The sequence below is a fragment of the Cellvibrio sp. PSBB006 genome (assembly GCF_002162135.1).
GTDB lineage: Bacteria > Pseudomonadota > Gammaproteobacteria > Pseudomonadales > Cellvibrionaceae > Cellvibrio.
Map to the genome: position 1 here is coordinate 718,226 of NZ_CP021382.1, position 16,464 is coordinate 734,689.

13 protein-coding genes are annotated in these 16,464 nt (G+C 47.1%); all 13 read left to right on the forward strand.

What is annotated here, in order from left to right; translation table 11 throughout:
- The first annotated feature begins 1 nt into the window (after position 1).
- The 13 genes from tssM (at position 2) to CBR65_RS03300 (ending at position 16,464) form a co-directional block, all read left to right on the forward strand.
- Positions 2–3,547, forward strand: coding sequence for a type VI secretion system membrane subunit TssM (tssM, locus tag CBR65_RS03240; protein WP_087465513.1), 3,546 nt, complete (start codon positions 2–4; stop codon positions 3,545–3,547).
- A 9-nt stretch (positions 3,548–3,556) separates the two neighbouring features.
- Positions 3,557–4,276: a type VI secretion system-associated protein TagF gene (gene tagF, locus CBR65_RS03245; protein ID WP_087468908.1), complete on the forward strand. Its 720-nt coding sequence runs from the start codon at positions 3,557–3,559 to the stop codon at positions 4,274–4,276.
- Between the two features lie 32 nt (positions 4,277–4,308).
- The gene (locus CBR65_RS03250; RefSeq protein WP_087465514.1) at positions 4,309–5,085 is read left to right on the forward strand and encodes a PP2C family serine/threonine-protein phosphatase; all 777 of its coding nucleotides are present in this window, start codon (positions 4,309–4,311) and stop codon (positions 5,083–5,085) included.
- 26 nt (positions 5,086–5,111) lie between these two features.
- On the forward strand, positions 5,112–7,790 hold the full coding sequence (locus CBR65_RS03255; RefSeq protein WP_087465515.1) for a bifunctional serine/threonine-protein kinase/formylglycine-generating enzyme family protein: 2,679 nt from the start codon (positions 5,112–5,114) through the stop codon (positions 7,788–7,790).
- 35 nt (positions 7,791–7,825) lie between these two features.
- Positions 7,826–8,008: a hypothetical protein gene (locus tag CBR65_RS03260; RefSeq protein WP_087465516.1), complete on the forward strand. Its 183-nt coding sequence runs from the start codon at positions 7,826–7,828 to the stop codon at positions 8,006–8,008.
- A gap of 68 nt (positions 8,009–8,076) precedes the next feature.
- Positions 8,077–8,694 carry a MotA/TolQ/ExbB proton channel family protein gene (locus CBR65_RS03265; protein ID WP_087465517.1) on the forward strand — a complete coding sequence of 206 codons (618 nt, stop codon included), beginning with the start codon at positions 8,077–8,079 and terminating at the stop codon, positions 8,692–8,694.
- Between the two features lie 3 nt (positions 8,695–8,697).
- Entirely contained in the window at positions 8,698–9,237 is a 540-nt protein-coding gene (locus CBR65_RS03270; RefSeq protein WP_087465518.1) for a biopolymer transporter ExbD, read from the forward strand.
- Entirely contained in the window at positions 9,234–9,734 is a 501-nt protein-coding gene (locus CBR65_RS03275) for a biopolymer transporter ExbD (protein WP_087465519.1), read from the forward strand. The genes CBR65_RS03270 and CBR65_RS03275 overlap by 4 nt, the downstream gene beginning before the upstream one ends.
- A 44-nt stretch (positions 9,735–9,778) precedes the next feature.
- Positions 9,779–10,747 carry an AgmX/PglI C-terminal domain-containing protein gene (locus CBR65_RS03280; protein ID WP_087465520.1) on the forward strand — a complete coding sequence of 323 codons (969 nt, stop codon included), beginning with the start codon at positions 9,779–9,781 and terminating at the stop codon, positions 10,745–10,747.
- A gap of 325 nt (positions 10,748–11,072) precedes the next feature.
- Entirely contained in the window at positions 11,073–13,277 is a 2,205-nt protein-coding gene (locus CBR65_RS03285) for a hypothetical protein (RefSeq protein WP_087465521.1), read from the forward strand.
- Between the two features lie 21 nt (positions 13,278–13,298).
- Entirely contained in the window at positions 13,299–14,534 is a 1,236-nt protein-coding gene (locus CBR65_RS03290; protein WP_087465522.1) for a hypothetical protein, read from the forward strand.
- Positions 14,535–14,539: 5 nt separating this feature from the next.
- Positions 14,540–15,478: a hypothetical protein gene (locus tag CBR65_RS03295; protein WP_157671956.1), complete on the forward strand. Its 939-nt coding sequence runs from the start codon at positions 14,540–14,542 to the stop codon at positions 15,476–15,478.
- A 41-nt stretch (positions 15,479–15,519) separates the two neighbouring features.
- The gene (locus CBR65_RS03300) at positions 15,520–16,464 is read left to right on the forward strand and encodes a hypothetical protein (RefSeq protein ID WP_087465524.1); all 945 of its coding nucleotides are present in this window, start codon (positions 15,520–15,522) and stop codon (positions 16,462–16,464) included.

A 16,464-nucleotide genomic window follows, 5' to 3' on the forward strand; every position in this document is an offset into this window, starting at 1 on the left:
TATGAAAAAAATTGGACGTTTTTTTACCAATCCCATTGTTATATCGCTGTTCGGCTTGTTGCTGATATCGTTGTTGATATGGTTTGCCGGTCCATATATTAAATTTGGTGAAGCCAATACCGCTCCACTCGGCAGCGTGATTGCACGCCTGGTCACCATTATGGTGATCATTGTGTTGTGGGGGTTAAATAATCTGCGCATCCAGTTGCAAAATAATAAAAGCAATCAGTCGCTGGTTGAGGATCTGCAGCAGAATAATACGGACTCTCAGGCCAATATTGTTTCAGAACAAGCCACCGAAGAAATTCATCAGATCAACCAGCGCTTTACGCAGGCCCTTGCAACGCTTAAAAAGCTGAAGTTTAAAGGTAAGGGTAAAAATAAAGCGCTGTATGAGTTGCCCTGGTACATCATCGTTGGCCCACCGGGTTCCGGTAAAACCACCGCGCTGGTTAACTCCGGACTGGATTTTCCCTTGGCTGAACAATTCGGTAAAGGTTCGTTGCAGGGTGTTGGTGGAACGCGTAACTGTGATTGGTGGTTTACCAATGAAGCCGTATTGATCGATACCGCCGGGCGCTACACCACGCAGGACAGCCACCGTGTCGTTGACAGCTCTGCCTGGGAAGGCTTCCTGAATCTGCTCAAACGCAATCGCCGTCGCCGTCCCATCAACGGTGCTATCGTGGCAATCAGTTTGCATGATCTGCTCATTCAAACGGAAGAAGAACGCATCATGCATGCCAAGACAATTCGTATGCGTCTTGACGAGCTGATGGATAAACTGGAGATACGTTTCCCTATTTATCTGCTGTTTACCAAATCAGACCTGGTATCCGGTTTTAGCGAATTTTTTGAGGATCTGGGTAAAGAAGAACGCGATCAAGTCTGGGGCGTTTCGCTGCCCAATGCGCCTAAAGTGGCACAGAGCCCTGATTTTGATTTTCTTCATGAAGAACTGGGCAAACTTTCCAGCCGTTTATATGATCGTGTGTTGTGGCGGATGCATCAGGAGCGCGATGTAAAACGTTGTGCGGCCATTGAGGGTTTTCCACAACAAATGGAAAACCTGAATACCATCGTCGAATCCTTTGTTAAACAAACGTTCGTTCAAAACCGCTACCAATTCCAGCCCTATTTGCGCGGTGTCTATTTCTCCAGCGGCACCCAGGACGGCACACCGATTGATCGTCTCATGACATCTGTCGCCGCCAATTTTGGTTTTGCGCGCGACGTAGCGCAACTACCAACACAGCGTGGTAAAAGCTTCTTTATTTCACGCCTGTTCCGTGAAGTTATTTTTCCTGAGGCGGAACTGGTCGGTGTTAATACACGCTATGAGCGTATTATCCGCTGGTCTCAGCGGGCTGCGTATGTGGGCCTGGCAGCGCTGACGCTGATTGTTATTGTGGTGTGGAGTGGCAGCGTCACGCGTAACAAGATGTATATGTCTGAAGTAAACACCTACGTTGATGAATACAAAGAAGAAGAGAAGCGCCTGAGCCGGTGGAACAGTGATATTCGTACTGTGTTACCACCACTCAATGCACTGGCCAAAGCCAGCATTGTTTACAACCAGGAAAATCATCCCTGGTTGTCCGGCATGGGGCTGTACGATGGTCGCGTCGATGCAGAGGCGAATCGCAGTTACGAAGTCAAACTCAAGACATTATTTTTGCCCAAACTGCTGGAAACTCTGGAGACGGTGCTAAGGCAGGGAGATCCTGAGGGAGACTTATACAATACCTTCCGTATCTATGTGATGTTCAATAAACTCGAACACATGGAAAAGCCAATCATCAAAGAGTGGTTTGAGTCTTACTGGGATAAAGTTTTCCACGGTGAGGGGACCCGCAGGCAGGAATTGAAGGCTCACCTGAACGCCTTGCTTGAACAGGATTTACAACCGTCAAATTTAAATGAACAACTGGTTGCGCAGACACGCGCATCCTTGCTGCGCGTCCCCGTATCACAGCGAGTTTACAGTCGAATCAAATCGCACTCTGAATACAATCAACGTGTTGATATGCTGAATTTCTACGGTGAGTCAGTACGCACAGCTTTCAAGATGGATGAGCGCGCGCAATCTGCATTGTCTATCCCTGCGTTGTACACCATTCAGGGATATAAAAACGTCGATTTCTCTGTCGACTCTCCTGTTGTGTCAGACGTAATTAACGAGCGCTGGATTCTTGCTGATGACGATGACAAAAACGTTGATTTTGTCAATCAGGATCTGGATGAAATCAGCGAGCAGGTGAAAGAACATTACCTCGCGGATTACACCAAAATCTGGACCAATGTTTACGACAGCCTGCACGTAGCTAATTTCTCCAGCCTGCGTGAAGTTAATGATGTATTAACCAGCATGGTTGATCCTGTTTACTCGCCCTTGCTCTCTGTATTGCAGGTAGGTAAGACCAATACGCAATTGACACCGCCGTTGCTGGATAATCTGGCTGATAAAACAGCTGAGGGCACCAGAACTGATCGCGCTGTGGATTATCTGGCCAGCAAGGTAGAAGGAACGATAGTTGATAAACGTTTCCATGAATTGAACCTACTCTTGCAGGAATCATCTCGCGGTCCAGCACCTATCAATGCCACGATGCAACGCCTTGAACAGCTCAAAGAGTTTGTTCAGGAAATTACACTGGCTCCGGACCCAAATCAGAAGTCCTTTGAAGTTGCCAAGGCACGTTTCCAGAGTGGTGCGGCGAACCCCATCACCGCGTTACGGGCTTACGCAAAATCAACACCTGAACCAGTGCAGCGCTGGCTTACGTCATTGTCGGATGAAACCTGGCGGATTGTGTTGCAGTCTGCGCATCAATATGTAAATGCTGAATGGCGTGCACGGGTTTATAGTCCTTATTCCCAAGGATTGGCAGGTCGCTATCCACTGAATCGTTCGTCGAGTGATGAGTTGGCTTTGCTGGATTTCAGTGCGTTCTTTAAACCTCAGGGAACCATTGATCAGTTCGTTAAGGAATTCATGGAACCGTTTATTGAAACGCGTGGTAACTGGGCTAATCGCTCCGTCGATAACTACAGTATCGGATTCTCTTCGACGGCGATTAACCAGTTGCAACGCGCGGCAAGTATTCGCAACATTTTCTTCCGTCAAAATCCCGAGACACCCAGTATCAGTCTTGAACTGCGCCCTTATACGATGAGTCGGGATGAAGCACTGTTTACTCTGGATCTGGGTGACCAGCGCATTACCTACAATCATGGGCCGAAGTTCTGGAAGCCTGTTGTCTGGTCTGGCGACAATGATGCCCGCCGTATTCGTGTCATCTTTGAGGATCTTAACGGTTCAATCTATGATCGCGCCTACACCGGGCCTTGGGCGTGGTTCCGCCTGATGGACAATTCAGACATTAAGGCAACGACGCAATCCAACGTTTATTTAATTACCTTCAGTACGAGCAGTAGCGGCGGTGCCACTCCACGCAAGATTGTTTATGAAGGTAAGGCAACGAGCATTCATAATCCGTTCAAGAATGATTTGTTGGGTGCGTTCAGATGCCCGGAGTCCATTTAAGTGAACCAGATGAAACCCATCGGCCTGTTTGGCAAGTTGCCTGCTCACGGAGACTTTATCTACCGTGATTTGCCCAGCAACTTTATTAACACCTGGGATGCCTGGCTCCAGGGTTATGTAGGCAGTTCCCAGGAACAGATTGGTGAATCCTGGCTGGAGATCTATCTGACGAGCCCAATTTGGCGATTTGCCTTTTCAGAAGGTGTGATTGATCAATATGTCTGGGCCGGCATTATGCTGCCTAGTGTTGATCGGGTAGGGCGCTATTTTCCCTTTTCGATTGCAACGCGATTACCATCCGGCCTGAATCCGTTGGAATTGATCAATCAAAATCGCTGGTTTGAATCTGTCGAAGATGCTGCCTTGCAAGCACTCGAAGGCCAATTGCAAATTGACGACCTGGTGGAAGAAATCAATCGTCACCGCCTCGATCAAACCTGTATTTATACACCCGCTGCATCATCAACCAATAAATCAGGTTCCATCATCAAGATGGATTTCGAGGAACAGTCACCGCATTCCATGTATTCCTGGCTGCTCGACGCATCCTTGCGCGAAAGCTTATCGAGTTATAGCGTATGGTCTACCCAAGGCTCCCAACAACTCGAACCTTGCCTGTTTTACTCTCGGGGGCTTCCTCAGATGCGTGGCATTGCCGCTATGATGGATGGCCAGTGGGACTTTCGGGGTTGGCACGAACCCTACCGACTTAAACCCGTGCAGCAATAGCGCACGTGTGCCATTCTCAGCGGAAATAGTGAATGACAGATACAACTTTCAGACGTCCCATTGTATGGAAAAGCTGCGCCCGCACTGATGTGGGTGTTGTGCGTGAAGTCAATGAGGATGCCATCTTCGAAAAACCTGAGATCGGTCTTTGGGCCGTGGCGGATGGCATGGGTGGCCATCAGGTGGGTGATATAGCGAGCAGCAAAATAGTCACTGCATTGAGCGCCTTGACGGAACAGGAAAGCCTGAGTGCGTATGTTGATGCAGTCGAGGATTGCCTGATTGACGTTAATGAAAATATGTTGGAATACGCCCAGATCATGTTTGAAGAAGGCACCATGGGCAGCACCCTGGTTGCCCTGATTATCAAGGGCCGGATCGGCGTCTGTTTATGGGTCGGTGATTCGCGCCTGTATCGTTTTCGCAATCAACACCTGGTGCAAATTTCCCGCGATCACAGTCAGCTTGAAGAGATGATTGAGTTGGGTTTGATTTCTCGTGAGGATACTGAAAACCACCCGCAGCGCAACGTGATAACCCGGGCTGTAGGAGTAGAAATGCCCTTGTATGTTGACATCAATGTGTTTACCACTCAGGTCGGCGATACGTTTTTATTATGCAGTGACGGTCTTTATACGGCCGTCAGCGAAGACGATATTTATCAGGCGATGTTAGTGCGTGACGTCGAGCAAAGCGTCGATATGCTCGTCAATCAGGCTATTGCCAACGGCGCGCCAGATAACATCTCCGTCATTGTGGTACAAGGTAATCCCGGAAAGATTCCCTCGGCGGATGACACTCAAGGATAGAATGAAGGTAATGTGGTTAAATCAAGATGAATAATTCGGGCGATAACGACAAGACGCGCATCAAAGCGCCGGCGAATAATGCTAACGATAGTGAGGACAAAACTCGCTTTGCTCCGCCCAAAAAAAGTCAAGCTCAAGCGGAGGATGGCGGAGATAAAACGCAGATTAAAAAATCACCTGCGACCAGCGAAACGCCCGACAAAACCCGAATTAAATCAGCAGTGCCATCGGTTGGCGGCGAGGCAGATAAAACGCGTGTAATCCCTAAAAAAAATACCCCGCAAGCGGAAGACCGTCCCGATAAAACCCGTTTCATTCCACCCAAAAGACCAGCGCAGTCTGCAACACCTCCAAAGAAAGATCAGGATGTTACTCGCGTTGCGCCTGATATGTTGGCTGAAAACAACGAGCCAGCCAGCGATTACGGCATCATCAAGAACCGTTTTGTTTTTGAAGAGCTGCTTGGCGCTGGTGGTATGGGAGTGGTTTATAAAGCAAAGGATTTGTTGAAGGTTGAAGCGCAGGACCGCGATCCTTATGTGGCAATCAAAGTTTTAAGTGATGAGTTTAAGGCACACCCTGAAGCGTTTATTGCACTCCAGCGCGAATCGCGCAAAACGCAGCGAATCGCGCACCCCAATATCGTAAATGTGCACGATTTTGATCGCGATGGTGACACGGTCTTTATGACCATGGAATACCTGGACGGCAAACCGCTGGACAAACTGATTAGCCAGTACCGCTCCATTGGTTTACCGACAGAAGAAGTGCTGAAAATTCTGAATGGCATTTGCTCGGCACTTATTTATGCTCATGGCCAGAACATCATTCACTCTGACTTTAAGCCCGGCAACATCTTTGTTAACACCAAGGGTACGCCCAAGGTTTTTGATTTTGGTATTGCCCGTGCGGTCGCCAAAGCTGAACACCGTGAAGACAGCCATGACGATCGCACAGTCTTTGATGCGGGAAACTTGGGGGCATTGACACCGGCCTACGCCAGCCTGGAAATGCTAGAGGGCAAAACGCCGGATGTGCGCGACGACATTTATGCGTTGGGCTGCATTGCCTATGAGTTATTTACCGGAGAACATCCTTACAATCGCGTTCATGCTGACGAAGCAAAACGCCAAAAGCTCAAACCAAAACGTATTCCGGGCCTTACCAAGCATCAATGGCGAGCCATTGAACGAGCCCTGGCTTTTGATCGCGAAAACCGCACCGAATCCGTTGAGGCATTTTGGGAAGAATTTACGCGGAAAACGGGGCATATCGGTAAAATTATCTTTGCCATATTGGTACTGCTGGCGATTGCTGGCGCTGCCTATTATCAATTCAAGCCAGTCGAAGAGGAAGGCTTATCGGAAGACCAGGTGCGCAATCAAATAGAACAGCAGCTGCGTCTTGAAATGAAGATGCAATCCATCGCCGATCTTTATGCCGCTGCATCTTTCACCCCTGCGTGGGAGAAACAGTTGTGGGAGGAAATACAGGAGCTGCGCAAATTACTTGGGAAAGACGATACGTGGCTAGCCGAACAGGAAGCTAACATCTATCAGCTATACCTGAAAAATATTGACCAAGCATTAACGGATGGTACGCTTGAGAACGCGCAGCTATGGACCGTTAACGCAGCTCGTTATACCCATGATAAACAGGCGCTCACCGTCCTCGAACAGAGGATTGCCAAAGCCTTGGAAGATAAAAAACGCCTTGAAGCGGAACGGGAAAAACAACAGGCGTTATTGGCACAGGAGCAGCAACGCGCAGCTAAACAAGCGGAAGCTATCTCCGAGCGAAAGACAGCCTTCGATGTGGCACTTGAGAATGTCAACAAACAGTTAGCGTGTCGCAGCAATATTGACATGAAAGATTTTGATATTGCGATCACCAAATTGCGATCGCTTGACTCTGGCCGGTATGGTCGGGAGGAGCCGCGTATCACCCGGGCTCTTGCACAATGTATTGAGCGTATTGGTTCATCATTTCCTGAACGTGGCGAAGCAGCAAAGATACAAGCAATGCGATTATTCAGGGGGAACGCTACGATTGCAGGAATCAAAATAATTCCCAAAGACCCCTGTAGCGCCTCGCTGGCGGGTTTGGGTGCGCGCGGCATGGGAACCAGTTGCCGCGATCGGATGGCTGGCGTCAGTCATGCACCCGCAATGGTTGTTATTCCCGGTAAAGGGAGTATTAAAACTTTTGCTCTCGGTAAATACGAAATAATGGTCGATGAATTCAATGAATTCTGCCAGGCAACTAAAAATTGCCCGACGATTACCAGCACGGATGATAACCTGCCGGCGACTAATTTATCGCTGGCCAATGTCAATGCTTACATCAAGTGGTTGAGCGATAAGTCAGGGCGACGTTATCGTTTACCGACGCTGGCAGAGTGGCAATATGCAGCCAAAGCTGGCAGCGGCCGTGCTGATCCTAATCGAAACTGTAAGCTTAATTCTCGTGGTATTCAAAAAGGTAACGCTTTGATCAAAGCAACGATCGGGCAACAGAATACCTGGGGTGTGGTAAATTACCTCGGCAATGCGCGTGAATGGGTGAATGATCGCGGTGCTTATCTTGCGGTTGGCGGTTCTTTTGAAACGGCCATGGAAGAGTGTGATTTTAATAGCAGCGTTCTTCATGATGGCCGCGCAGATGCAATCACCGGATTCAGGATATTGAGAGAAATAGATGGATAATCACCTTATATCCCATTAGCAGGCGGAAATTCCCTATGCTGGAAACAAAATATGCAGCGGTCATCAAGAATCTGTTTCAGGAATATTACAAACGCAATATTTCTATGGGAGAATACCGCGCCCAGCGCAAACGAATTCTTGATCAAATGGATGAAGAATTTAACGGCACAAAGAATACCGAGCCAAACGGTAATCAAGCGGATGATCAAGTGTTTTGATTAGGATTGTGTGTGCGAGATTCAATATCTAAACAATCAGTAGTGCAGCGAGAAATAAAGGTAAAAATATGGAACTGGTAACGTTTTTCCAATCCGGCGGGGCTTTCATGTACCCGATTCTGGTCGTGATGGCATTGGGGCTGGCAATAGCGCTGGATCGGTTGTTGTATCTGTCGCGTACAGCAAAGACCACGACAAAGATCTGGAAACAGATTAACCCTATGTTGAAAGCGAATGATTTCGGCAGGGCGCAACAATCTGTTGCTGACTCCAAAAATCCACTTGCGCGCGTGTTAAGTTATGGCTTCGCGCGCTTCAAGCCCAACGTAAAACGTGAGCAGATTGAATCTGCGATGGAAGAAGGCGTAATGGAAGTCATGCCTGAATTGGAAGAGCGGACACATTACCTGGCAACCTTGGCCAATGTCGCGACGCTGTTAGGATTGCTGGGCACGATTATTGGTCTGATTCAGGCATTTACCGCTGTGGCGGCGGCTGACCCGGCCGAGAAAGCAGACTTGTTATCGGCCAGTATTTCTGTGGCCATGAACACCACAGCGTTCGGATTGATCGTGGCGATTCCCTTGCTGTTATTACACTCCTACCTGGCAACGCGTACCAGTAAATTGATTGATACCATCGAGATGGCTGCGGTTAAGTGCTCAAACCTGATGGTAGACGAGTAACCCATGAAGTTTCCCCGGCGAAAACATCTTCAGGAGGCAGTGGAGCTAAATATCACCGCCTTCATGAACCTGATGGTTATTCTCGTTCCATTTCTATTGATCACTGCCGTGTTTTCGCGCATGACAGTGCTGGAACTCAATTTGCCCGCGCTGGATGAAGCGCAGGAAAATGCCCAGGAAGAGCTTAAGTTAGCGCTGCAATTGGTTGTACGAGAATCCAGTTTTGATATTCAGGATGCTAATTTAGGGCTGATTCGTCGTATTGAGCGTAACCCGGCCGCCGAAGACTGGAAAACATTTTCGCAAGTGCTAATCGAAATTAAATCGCGCTTCCCTGAAGAGCAAAATATTACATTGTTGTTGGAGCCAGGTGTCAGCTATAAAACCATGATAGAAGTGATGGATCATGTTCGCAGTGCTGATGTCGTGCAGTTGGCCAGCCTCGAAACGGTTGAGTTGTTCCCGGAAATTTCCATTGGCGATGCCCCCGCATTAACTATCGTGGAATCTGAGCAACCTTCAGCAACGGAGGCGCAACCATGAAGATGTCACGTCGCGCCCGGCGTATGGAACGTCACCATCAAAAAGCCAAGACGCCAGCGCTCAATCTGGTATCTCTGATGGATATCTTTACCATCCTGGTATTCTTTCTGTTAGTCAGTTCTTCAAACACGCAACAATTACCCAGCAGCAAAGATTTACGTCTGCCGACATCAAGTTCACAAACGGTTCCTGACGAAACACTGGTGATAGCGGTGACCCAGGAAGATGTGTTGGTAAAAGGCATCAGCGTTGCCAAGGTGGCGGAGGTTTTGGCTGGGTCGAATGAAGTCATACCGGGATTGAAAGAAGAATTGGATTTCTTGGCGGCAGGTTCAAATTCAAACCCAGCTGGCGAAGGCCAAGGTCGTCGAGTCACCATTATGGGTGACGAAAATATCTCATATGATCTGGTTCGAAAAATATTGACTACGTGCCAACAAGCCAACTACACACGCATTGCGTTTGCCGCTGTGCAAAAAGCCAAACCCAAGGCATAGACGTAAAGGTTTGTTTCAGTGAACAGCAAAAAGATGGACTCGGGATGGCAGCAGTAATTACCTACAAGCGATTAGCGCTGGATTGGCAGCCCGCAGACAAAAACACCCAAGGCTTTAATCGTCTTGCTGCGGCAGTGACGGTGGTGATTGTTGCTCTGGCGTTTGGCCTGTCATTTGTGCCCGTGCCGGAGAAAGAACGTCGCGCTCGTGTGGAGGTTCCCGACCGTATTGCCAAATTTATTGCTCAGCGAGAAAAACCACCTGTTCCAGTCCAACCCCCGCAACCAAAACCGGAACCCAAGCCTCTGCCCAAAGTTGAGCCCAAGCCAACGGTGGAGAGGCAACGTCCCAGTGAAGTAGAACGCAAGCCGCTGACAGAAACTGAAAAGCAAGCTCGCGAAGTAGCGGAGCAGAGTGGCTTGCTGGCCTTGTCTAGCGAATTAAATGATTTGATGGATACTACGGAAGCCAGCGCGCAAGTTGCCGGAAACCTATCCGAAGACTCATCAGGAGCCGATGCTATCGCCGGTCACGATGCCAATGTCATTACCGCTGGTGTTGCTGCCGGTGGGGGCGGAGTGGACTCCGGACGCTACACAGGTCAAGTGGGTGGAACCCAATTATCGGCTAGGGAAATCGCTAACGTCAGAAGCGGTTTGTTTGCAGAGGACGATGGCGAGGTTACAAATACAGCAGGAAAAACGGCTAATACCCGCTCTGGAAATGGTCGCTCGGAAGAAGATGTCACCATTGTCTTCGACAGAAATAAAGGTAGCCTCTATTCACTTTACGAGCGCGAGCGCCGTAAAACCCCCGGCCTGCAAGGCAAGATTGTTCTCCAGATTACTATTGCACCGAATGGAGAAGTCACCAACGTCAAGATTGTATCCAGTGAGCTGAACAATCCGGCATTGGAAGCCAGACTTATCAGCCGCATCAAGATGTTTAAATTCGAAGCCCATGATGTAGACCCGGTAACGGTGACTTACCCCATCGAGTTTTTACCCTCATAGACCATTGGAAAAAGGGAGTTTAATGGTGATATGGGAGCACATGACTTACGCACACTGTAGTCAATTTCCTACAGTCAGCCGTGGCACTAAAGGTTACAGTACCGACCTGCCACCACTCACCGACTCAATGTCAGGAACCTGGCTTTTTTGCCGGTGGCAGCCTCCTGAAATCGGGCATTCTGTTTATAACTTAAAGAGCAACTTTTAACGCCGTCACATTTGCACAATGTGACCCCTGTCATACTTTGCCTCGCTTGGGATATGATGAATTCGGCGCCTGCCCCAAGCTCTCAAGAAAGCCGTTAAAAAAGGAGTAACCATCGTCATGGCGATAGTGCAAGCACCGCAGTACTGGAAAACTAACATAATCATAATGGGACTGATCGCGGTGTTGACCGCCTGTGGCGGAGGCGGGGGCGGTAATGACGATGGCACCCCGCCATCAGTAAGTGATACCACACCTGACAGCTTCACATTCACTGCTGTAACTAATGCCGATGTAGATGCAGTCGTAGAGTCGAACAGCATTACCGTTGACGGTATCAACGCGGCCGCAACAATTAGCATCACCGGCGGCGAATATAAAGTTGCCTCTGGCGATTACTCCACTTCAAATAGCACGGTTACTGATGGGCAATCTGTCACAGTCAGGTTGACTACTGCAGAAAACGGCAATCAAACCAGCGAAGCTACCTTAACAATTGGCGGCGTCAGCTCAACCTTCATAGTGACTACGCGTCCGGACGATACAACACCGGATACCTTCTCTTTTCCCGCTGTCACTGGCGTTGCTGTAGAAACACAGACAACCTCGGAGGCCATCACGATAAGCGGTGTTAATACGGCAGCTGCAATCAGTATTACCGGCGGCGAATATAGTATTGCCGATGGAGCCTACACCAGTGCCAATGGCACGGTGACCAATGACCAAACAGTTTCCGTCAGGTTGACTAGTTCGATTGATACCAACACCGAAACACAAGCAGTACTAACGGTCGGTGAACTCTCCGCACATTTTTCTGTAACAACGGCTCCTGATACCACACCAGCTGATTTCAGTTCAGAGCTACTGCCAATTACTAACGCACAACTAGGCGCAATACTCACTTCAAATGTAATTACCGTTAGCGATATTGATGTAGCCGTATCAATCAGTATTGCTGGTGGCGAATACGCCATTGATGGTGGTGACTTCACTGCTGTTGCATCTACTGTGACCGAAGGACAGACGGTTGTATTGCGTGCAACCGCTTCTAGCAATCTGAATACACAGCAGACAGCGGTTTTGAATATCGGCGGTGTAGAAGGCAGTTTTGAGATTACAACGTTAGCGGATACCACAGCTCCAGTTGCTGAATTTATGTTTCCGCCACCGGTTTCTATGACCGAAGGCGATACTCTCAGAGTAAGGGGAAAGGTTCAGGATGATTACAGTAGCGTCGTGAGTGCGACTATAAGTGTTAATGGTATTGAGCAGACACTAGCAATTATACAAAACGAGGATGGCACAGTTTCATGGGATGTAACTGTGGGGTTGGTTGAAGGCGAAAACACGTTGGTTGTGTCGGCAATTGATGGCGAAGGTAATGATTCCTTTGAGGGGGAAGGTGTGGCACAAGTAAAGGTTCACCGCGATTCCACGCTAAATGGTTTTCCTGATTCTGAACCTCCATTGCTTGCTCCAACAGCAATGGTATATGACGAAAGTAATGATCGATTATTAGTTACTGGAGATGAAAGCATTTCAATAATATCCAGTATTGACGTACAAACAGGAGAACGTAGCTTATTTCTTGACTTAACTCAAATGCTCGGTGCGATACAAGATCTTTTAATAAATGAAGATAACGATAAATTATTCATCATGGATCAAGCTAGCATTGTGGCTTTGGATCTCGCAAGCTCAGACGTTGTAGAAGATAACTGGGATGAAAGTTATTTAGGCTCCCCCTTTACATTTTTATTGGATGACATTGATGGAGAAAAGCTTATTGTTCCCAACACAAATAATCGCAACGTTTTAGCGGTTCAATTAGATCTTTCTATACCGACTGTCCTTTCTGACAACAATGATACAAATCTTGGGGTTGGGCTTGAGATTATTCGCGGAATAGCTTTGGACCGTACATATGGTCGTTATCTACTTGCCAGTCCAACCAATCAAGTTGTATACGCTGTCGATCGTGTTAACGGTGATAGAAGCATATTCTCTGGTATGGGCGCAGGTAGTGGAGATGAATTTTCGCCAGCTGCTACTGGATATCTTCGTCGAATAATCGTTGATGAAAAACGACAACGAGCAATTGTTGTTGAGGATGTTACTGGGAAAATATTCGCTGTTCGATTAAGCGATGCTTCACGATCCGTCATTAGTTCATCAGAAATTGATGAAAACAATCCTATGAGTCGGATTTACGGAATGGCAGTTAAAGATTTTGACTCCTATATTTTTGTTGGTGATCCAGATACTGCTTCTATATTTGCTGTGGATATAGAGACAGGCCATAGAGTTTATTTTTCCAAAAATTAAATCCAGGAAAGGATATCAATTATGCATCCGACGATTTCTGATATGGGGCAGTCAATTGACAAATACTTCACGAATAATTTTGTCGAAGTTACCGACCCACTAAATCGATCAAGTGGTAAACAAATATTTGTAAGCAAGAATCGGCAAGAGCGTTTCCAAGAAATATTTAATAGCAGAAATGTAAGTTATAACCATCTGTATATATATAAACAACTAGCCAGTCTGAAAGGAGCTGGCATCTTTAACAGTATGTTCAGCCGTTACACTGTGCTATCCCGAATGTTGCCGATTGAGGGAGGGCAGATCATCTATTGCGTGTGGCATGGTCGGGTATATATCACTGACATTAAGATTCAACTGGATTATAAATTTACTAAGGGCGCTAAGAATATTCCGGCTGGTTTGTATCGTGTGCGCAAGAATGCCGATACGAATAAAAAATGGATGCTGGATTTAAAGGATGATGCTGTTATACAAATTGACCAGCTTAGGACCAAACATTTAGCTATCAATGGCCACTGCGAAGATATTGCTGACGCTGCTCGTTATATGCCAGCCTTCATCCAATACGGACATGGGGAATCGACATTAAAAGATACCTATTCTCTTTTCTTTAATCCCTCCCAGGGGGTTGCGAGAGGTGATTGGCGAGCCTTGCGTGATAGCACAGGCATTAGCGGTACTCAAGCTGCACAAAAATTGGCAGCTGTTCTGTCTACAAACGGGCAAAAAAATATGGATGTAAATTTGACAGTACATGAGTCGGGGCACGCACTTCTTAAGGAGGCATTGCGCATCGTCAATCGTGATATGAAGGTACGACTTGATCGCTTTACCGTGTTTTATGCTAACCCGACCCATAATCTGGAGCTGGTAGATAAGTGGCGAGCAAGAACAGGAATGCAATTAGCTCAGAAGCCGCCCCTGATCAATACTGTCAGCGCACAGCAATTTATATTGAGTGGCAACGCTGTTAGTGGCCCTGTCCTTGCATTTAAAGCCAATAATCCAGACCGTATGGCCAGTTTGTATAACACTTTGGCAGCGGGTCTGGGAGCCTATGGTGTCCATAGCGTAGGGCAGGGTTTGCTGGGTGCGGCAACTTGGGGTATGGGAGTCGCTCCCTTTTTGCTTGGTACTCACAGAGGCTTAAACAAACAGGTTATCGATACCAACGGCAAAGCAGTTCAGGAAGGTATACGCAGCTACAGAAAGCTTGTGTGGGACCCTGTTCACAAGATGATGGTTCGAGGCTAACGCTTATGCCGTTTCTCGGTACGCGCAGATATCCAAAAGGACCGGACCTAAAACGACTGGAACATCATCGTGTTACTGCATCTGGAACAGAAATCACTTTTTCTGCTCCAGCTCATCGACATGATGCAATTCAAGTACAGCCAGCATTGGCTGGTTCAATTAATTTATATGATGAATCTCGTTTTGGTCGTTACAAAAAAAATGATCTGGCAGAGCCAGCCTCAATGGGGTTGGCATTAAAAGACTGGCGATTTACCGGGCTTCCCATTCTGGATGGTACTGGCGTGATTGGCGATATGACTTTTGAGGTATCAATAGAAAATATGCCGGAGTTCGCCAGTCTATTTCACCCACGACACCTGGAGTGTGCAATCGAGCGCTACATTTACAAGGCTTACACTGCTTATCGTATTCCGGGGGAATGCCGCCAAAACTGGCAACTTAAAACTATTAATGGAATAGAATGGGCCGGTTATCAATCGGTGGGATATGCTGGATTTCGTAGTGCCGAAGAATGCTATGAATCAGTGTGGCACACACCAATTACCGACCAGCACTTATTGACGGTGCGATTTGACCAAGTAATAAGAAAGAAAAGAACCCGCTTGGCAGAAATTTACGAGACCATTATTGACCGGGTAATGAATAGCTTTGAGATTCAGTTGTCATGTGATGCCAAATCTCAACAGGAATACATTAGACAAAAATTTCCAAATGAGCGGTTAAGTGGAACCTTACTGCCTTATGAATTTGAAGAATATGAAGTTGACAATGAATACGATCTTATTGACGAGATTGGTGCTCAGAATAATTTTGAACTACCCCATGAAGAAGTTAAAAAACTTTGGGAGACAGAGAAAAAACGGCAACGTCAAATGAAAAATGAAGCCCGTGCTCGCGTGATTGAATCGCATCTGCGATTTAAGTTGATGGAAAAAGAGTAACGGCAAGGATAGAAAATAATGACACCTTTTGGACTTAATCCATGCTTTTGATCGGTACACGCAAATTTCCCAAGGGACCGGATCTGAAACCTTCTGAGCAGCATAGTATCTCTGTATCCGGAACCCGGATAGCATTTTCAGCACCTCCGCATCGGCATGACGCTATTCCGGCTACTCCACCGCTTTCAGGTTCATTCAATCTATATGATGCATCACATTTTGGCCGTTTTAATAAAACAGATCAGGTAGAACCCGCTTCTTTTACTCTTGAACTAAAAGATTGGCGTTTCAATGGTATTCCTCTTCTTGATGGGACTGGTGTAATTGGTGACATGAAGTTCAAAGTCTCCATTGTATCTATGCCAGAATTTGCCAGCCTGTTCCATCCAAGGCATTTGGAATGTGCTGTCGAACGTTACATCTATACAGCTTATACCGCTTATCGTATACCGGGCGAGTGTCGGCAGAACTGGCGAGTTATCAAAATCAATGGTAAGGAATGGGTGAATTACGAATCCATGGGTTATCCAGGATATCGCAATGCCGAAGAATGCTATGAATCAGTATGGCACACACCAATTACCGACCAGCACCTACTGACAGTGCGATTCGAGCAGGTAATAAGAAAGAAAAGAACCCTTGCAGAAATCTACGAGACCATTATTGACTGGGTAATGAATAGCTTTGAGATTCAGTTGTCATCTGATGCTCAATCTCAACAGCAATACATTAGACAAAAATTTCCAAACGAGGGCTTAAGTAAAACCTTGCCGCCTTATGAGTTTGAGGAATTTGAGCTTGATAATGAATATGAATTAATTGGTAATATCAGTGCTCAGCACAATTTTGAATTACCCCATGAAGAGGTTAAAAGGCTTTGGGAAATAGAGAAAAAACGGCAACGTCAAATGCAAAAGGAAACCCGTGCTCGCGTGGTTGAATCGCATCTACGTTTTAAGTCAGTAGAATCCGGCCCGCCTGGCTAA

What these genes read in the sequence shown, in the direction of transcription:
- tssM (WP_087465513.1), top strand. Translation starts at nt 2, where the DNA reads ATGAAAAAAATTGGACGTTTTTTTACCAATCCCATTGTTATATCGCTG.
- tagF (WP_087468908.1), top strand. Translation starts at nt 3,557, where the DNA reads ATGAAACCCATCGGCCTGTTTGGCAAGTTGCCTGCTCACGGAGACTTT.
- CBR65_RS03250 (WP_087465514.1), top strand. Translation starts at nt 4,309, where the DNA reads ATGACAGATACAACTTTCAGACGTCCCATTGTATGGAAAAGCTGCGCC.
- CBR65_RS03255 (WP_087465515.1), top strand. Translation starts at nt 5,112, where the DNA reads ATGAATAATTCGGGCGATAACGACAAGACGCGCATCAAAGCGCCGGCG.
- CBR65_RS03260 (WP_087465516.1), top strand. Translation starts at nt 7,826, where the DNA reads ATGCTGGAAACAAAATATGCAGCGGTCATCAAGAATCTGTTTCAGGAA.
- CBR65_RS03265 (WP_087465517.1), top strand. Translation starts at nt 8,077, where the DNA reads ATGGAACTGGTAACGTTTTTCCAATCCGGCGGGGCTTTCATGTACCCG.
- CBR65_RS03270 (WP_087465518.1), top strand. Translation starts at nt 8,698, where the DNA reads ATGAAGTTTCCCCGGCGAAAACATCTTCAGGAGGCAGTGGAGCTAAAT.
- CBR65_RS03275 (WP_087465519.1), top strand. Translation starts at nt 9,234, where the DNA reads ATGAAGATGTCACGTCGCGCCCGGCGTATGGAACGTCACCATCAAAAA.
- CBR65_RS03280 (WP_087465520.1), top strand. Translation starts at nt 9,779, where the DNA reads ATGGCAGCAGTAATTACCTACAAGCGATTAGCGCTGGATTGGCAGCCC.
- CBR65_RS03285 (WP_087465521.1), top strand. Translation starts at nt 11,073, where the DNA reads ATGGCGATAGTGCAAGCACCGCAGTACTGGAAAACTAACATAATCATA.
- CBR65_RS03290 (WP_087465522.1), top strand. Translation starts at nt 13,299, where the DNA reads ATGCATCCGACGATTTCTGATATGGGGCAGTCAATTGACAAATACTTC.
- CBR65_RS03295 (WP_157671956.1), top strand. Translation starts at nt 14,540, where the DNA reads ATGCCGTTTCTCGGTACGCGCAGATATCCAAAAGGACCGGACCTAAAA.
- CBR65_RS03300 (WP_087465524.1), top strand. Translation starts at nt 15,520, where the DNA reads ATGCTTTTGATCGGTACACGCAAATTTCCCAAGGGACCGGATCTGAAA.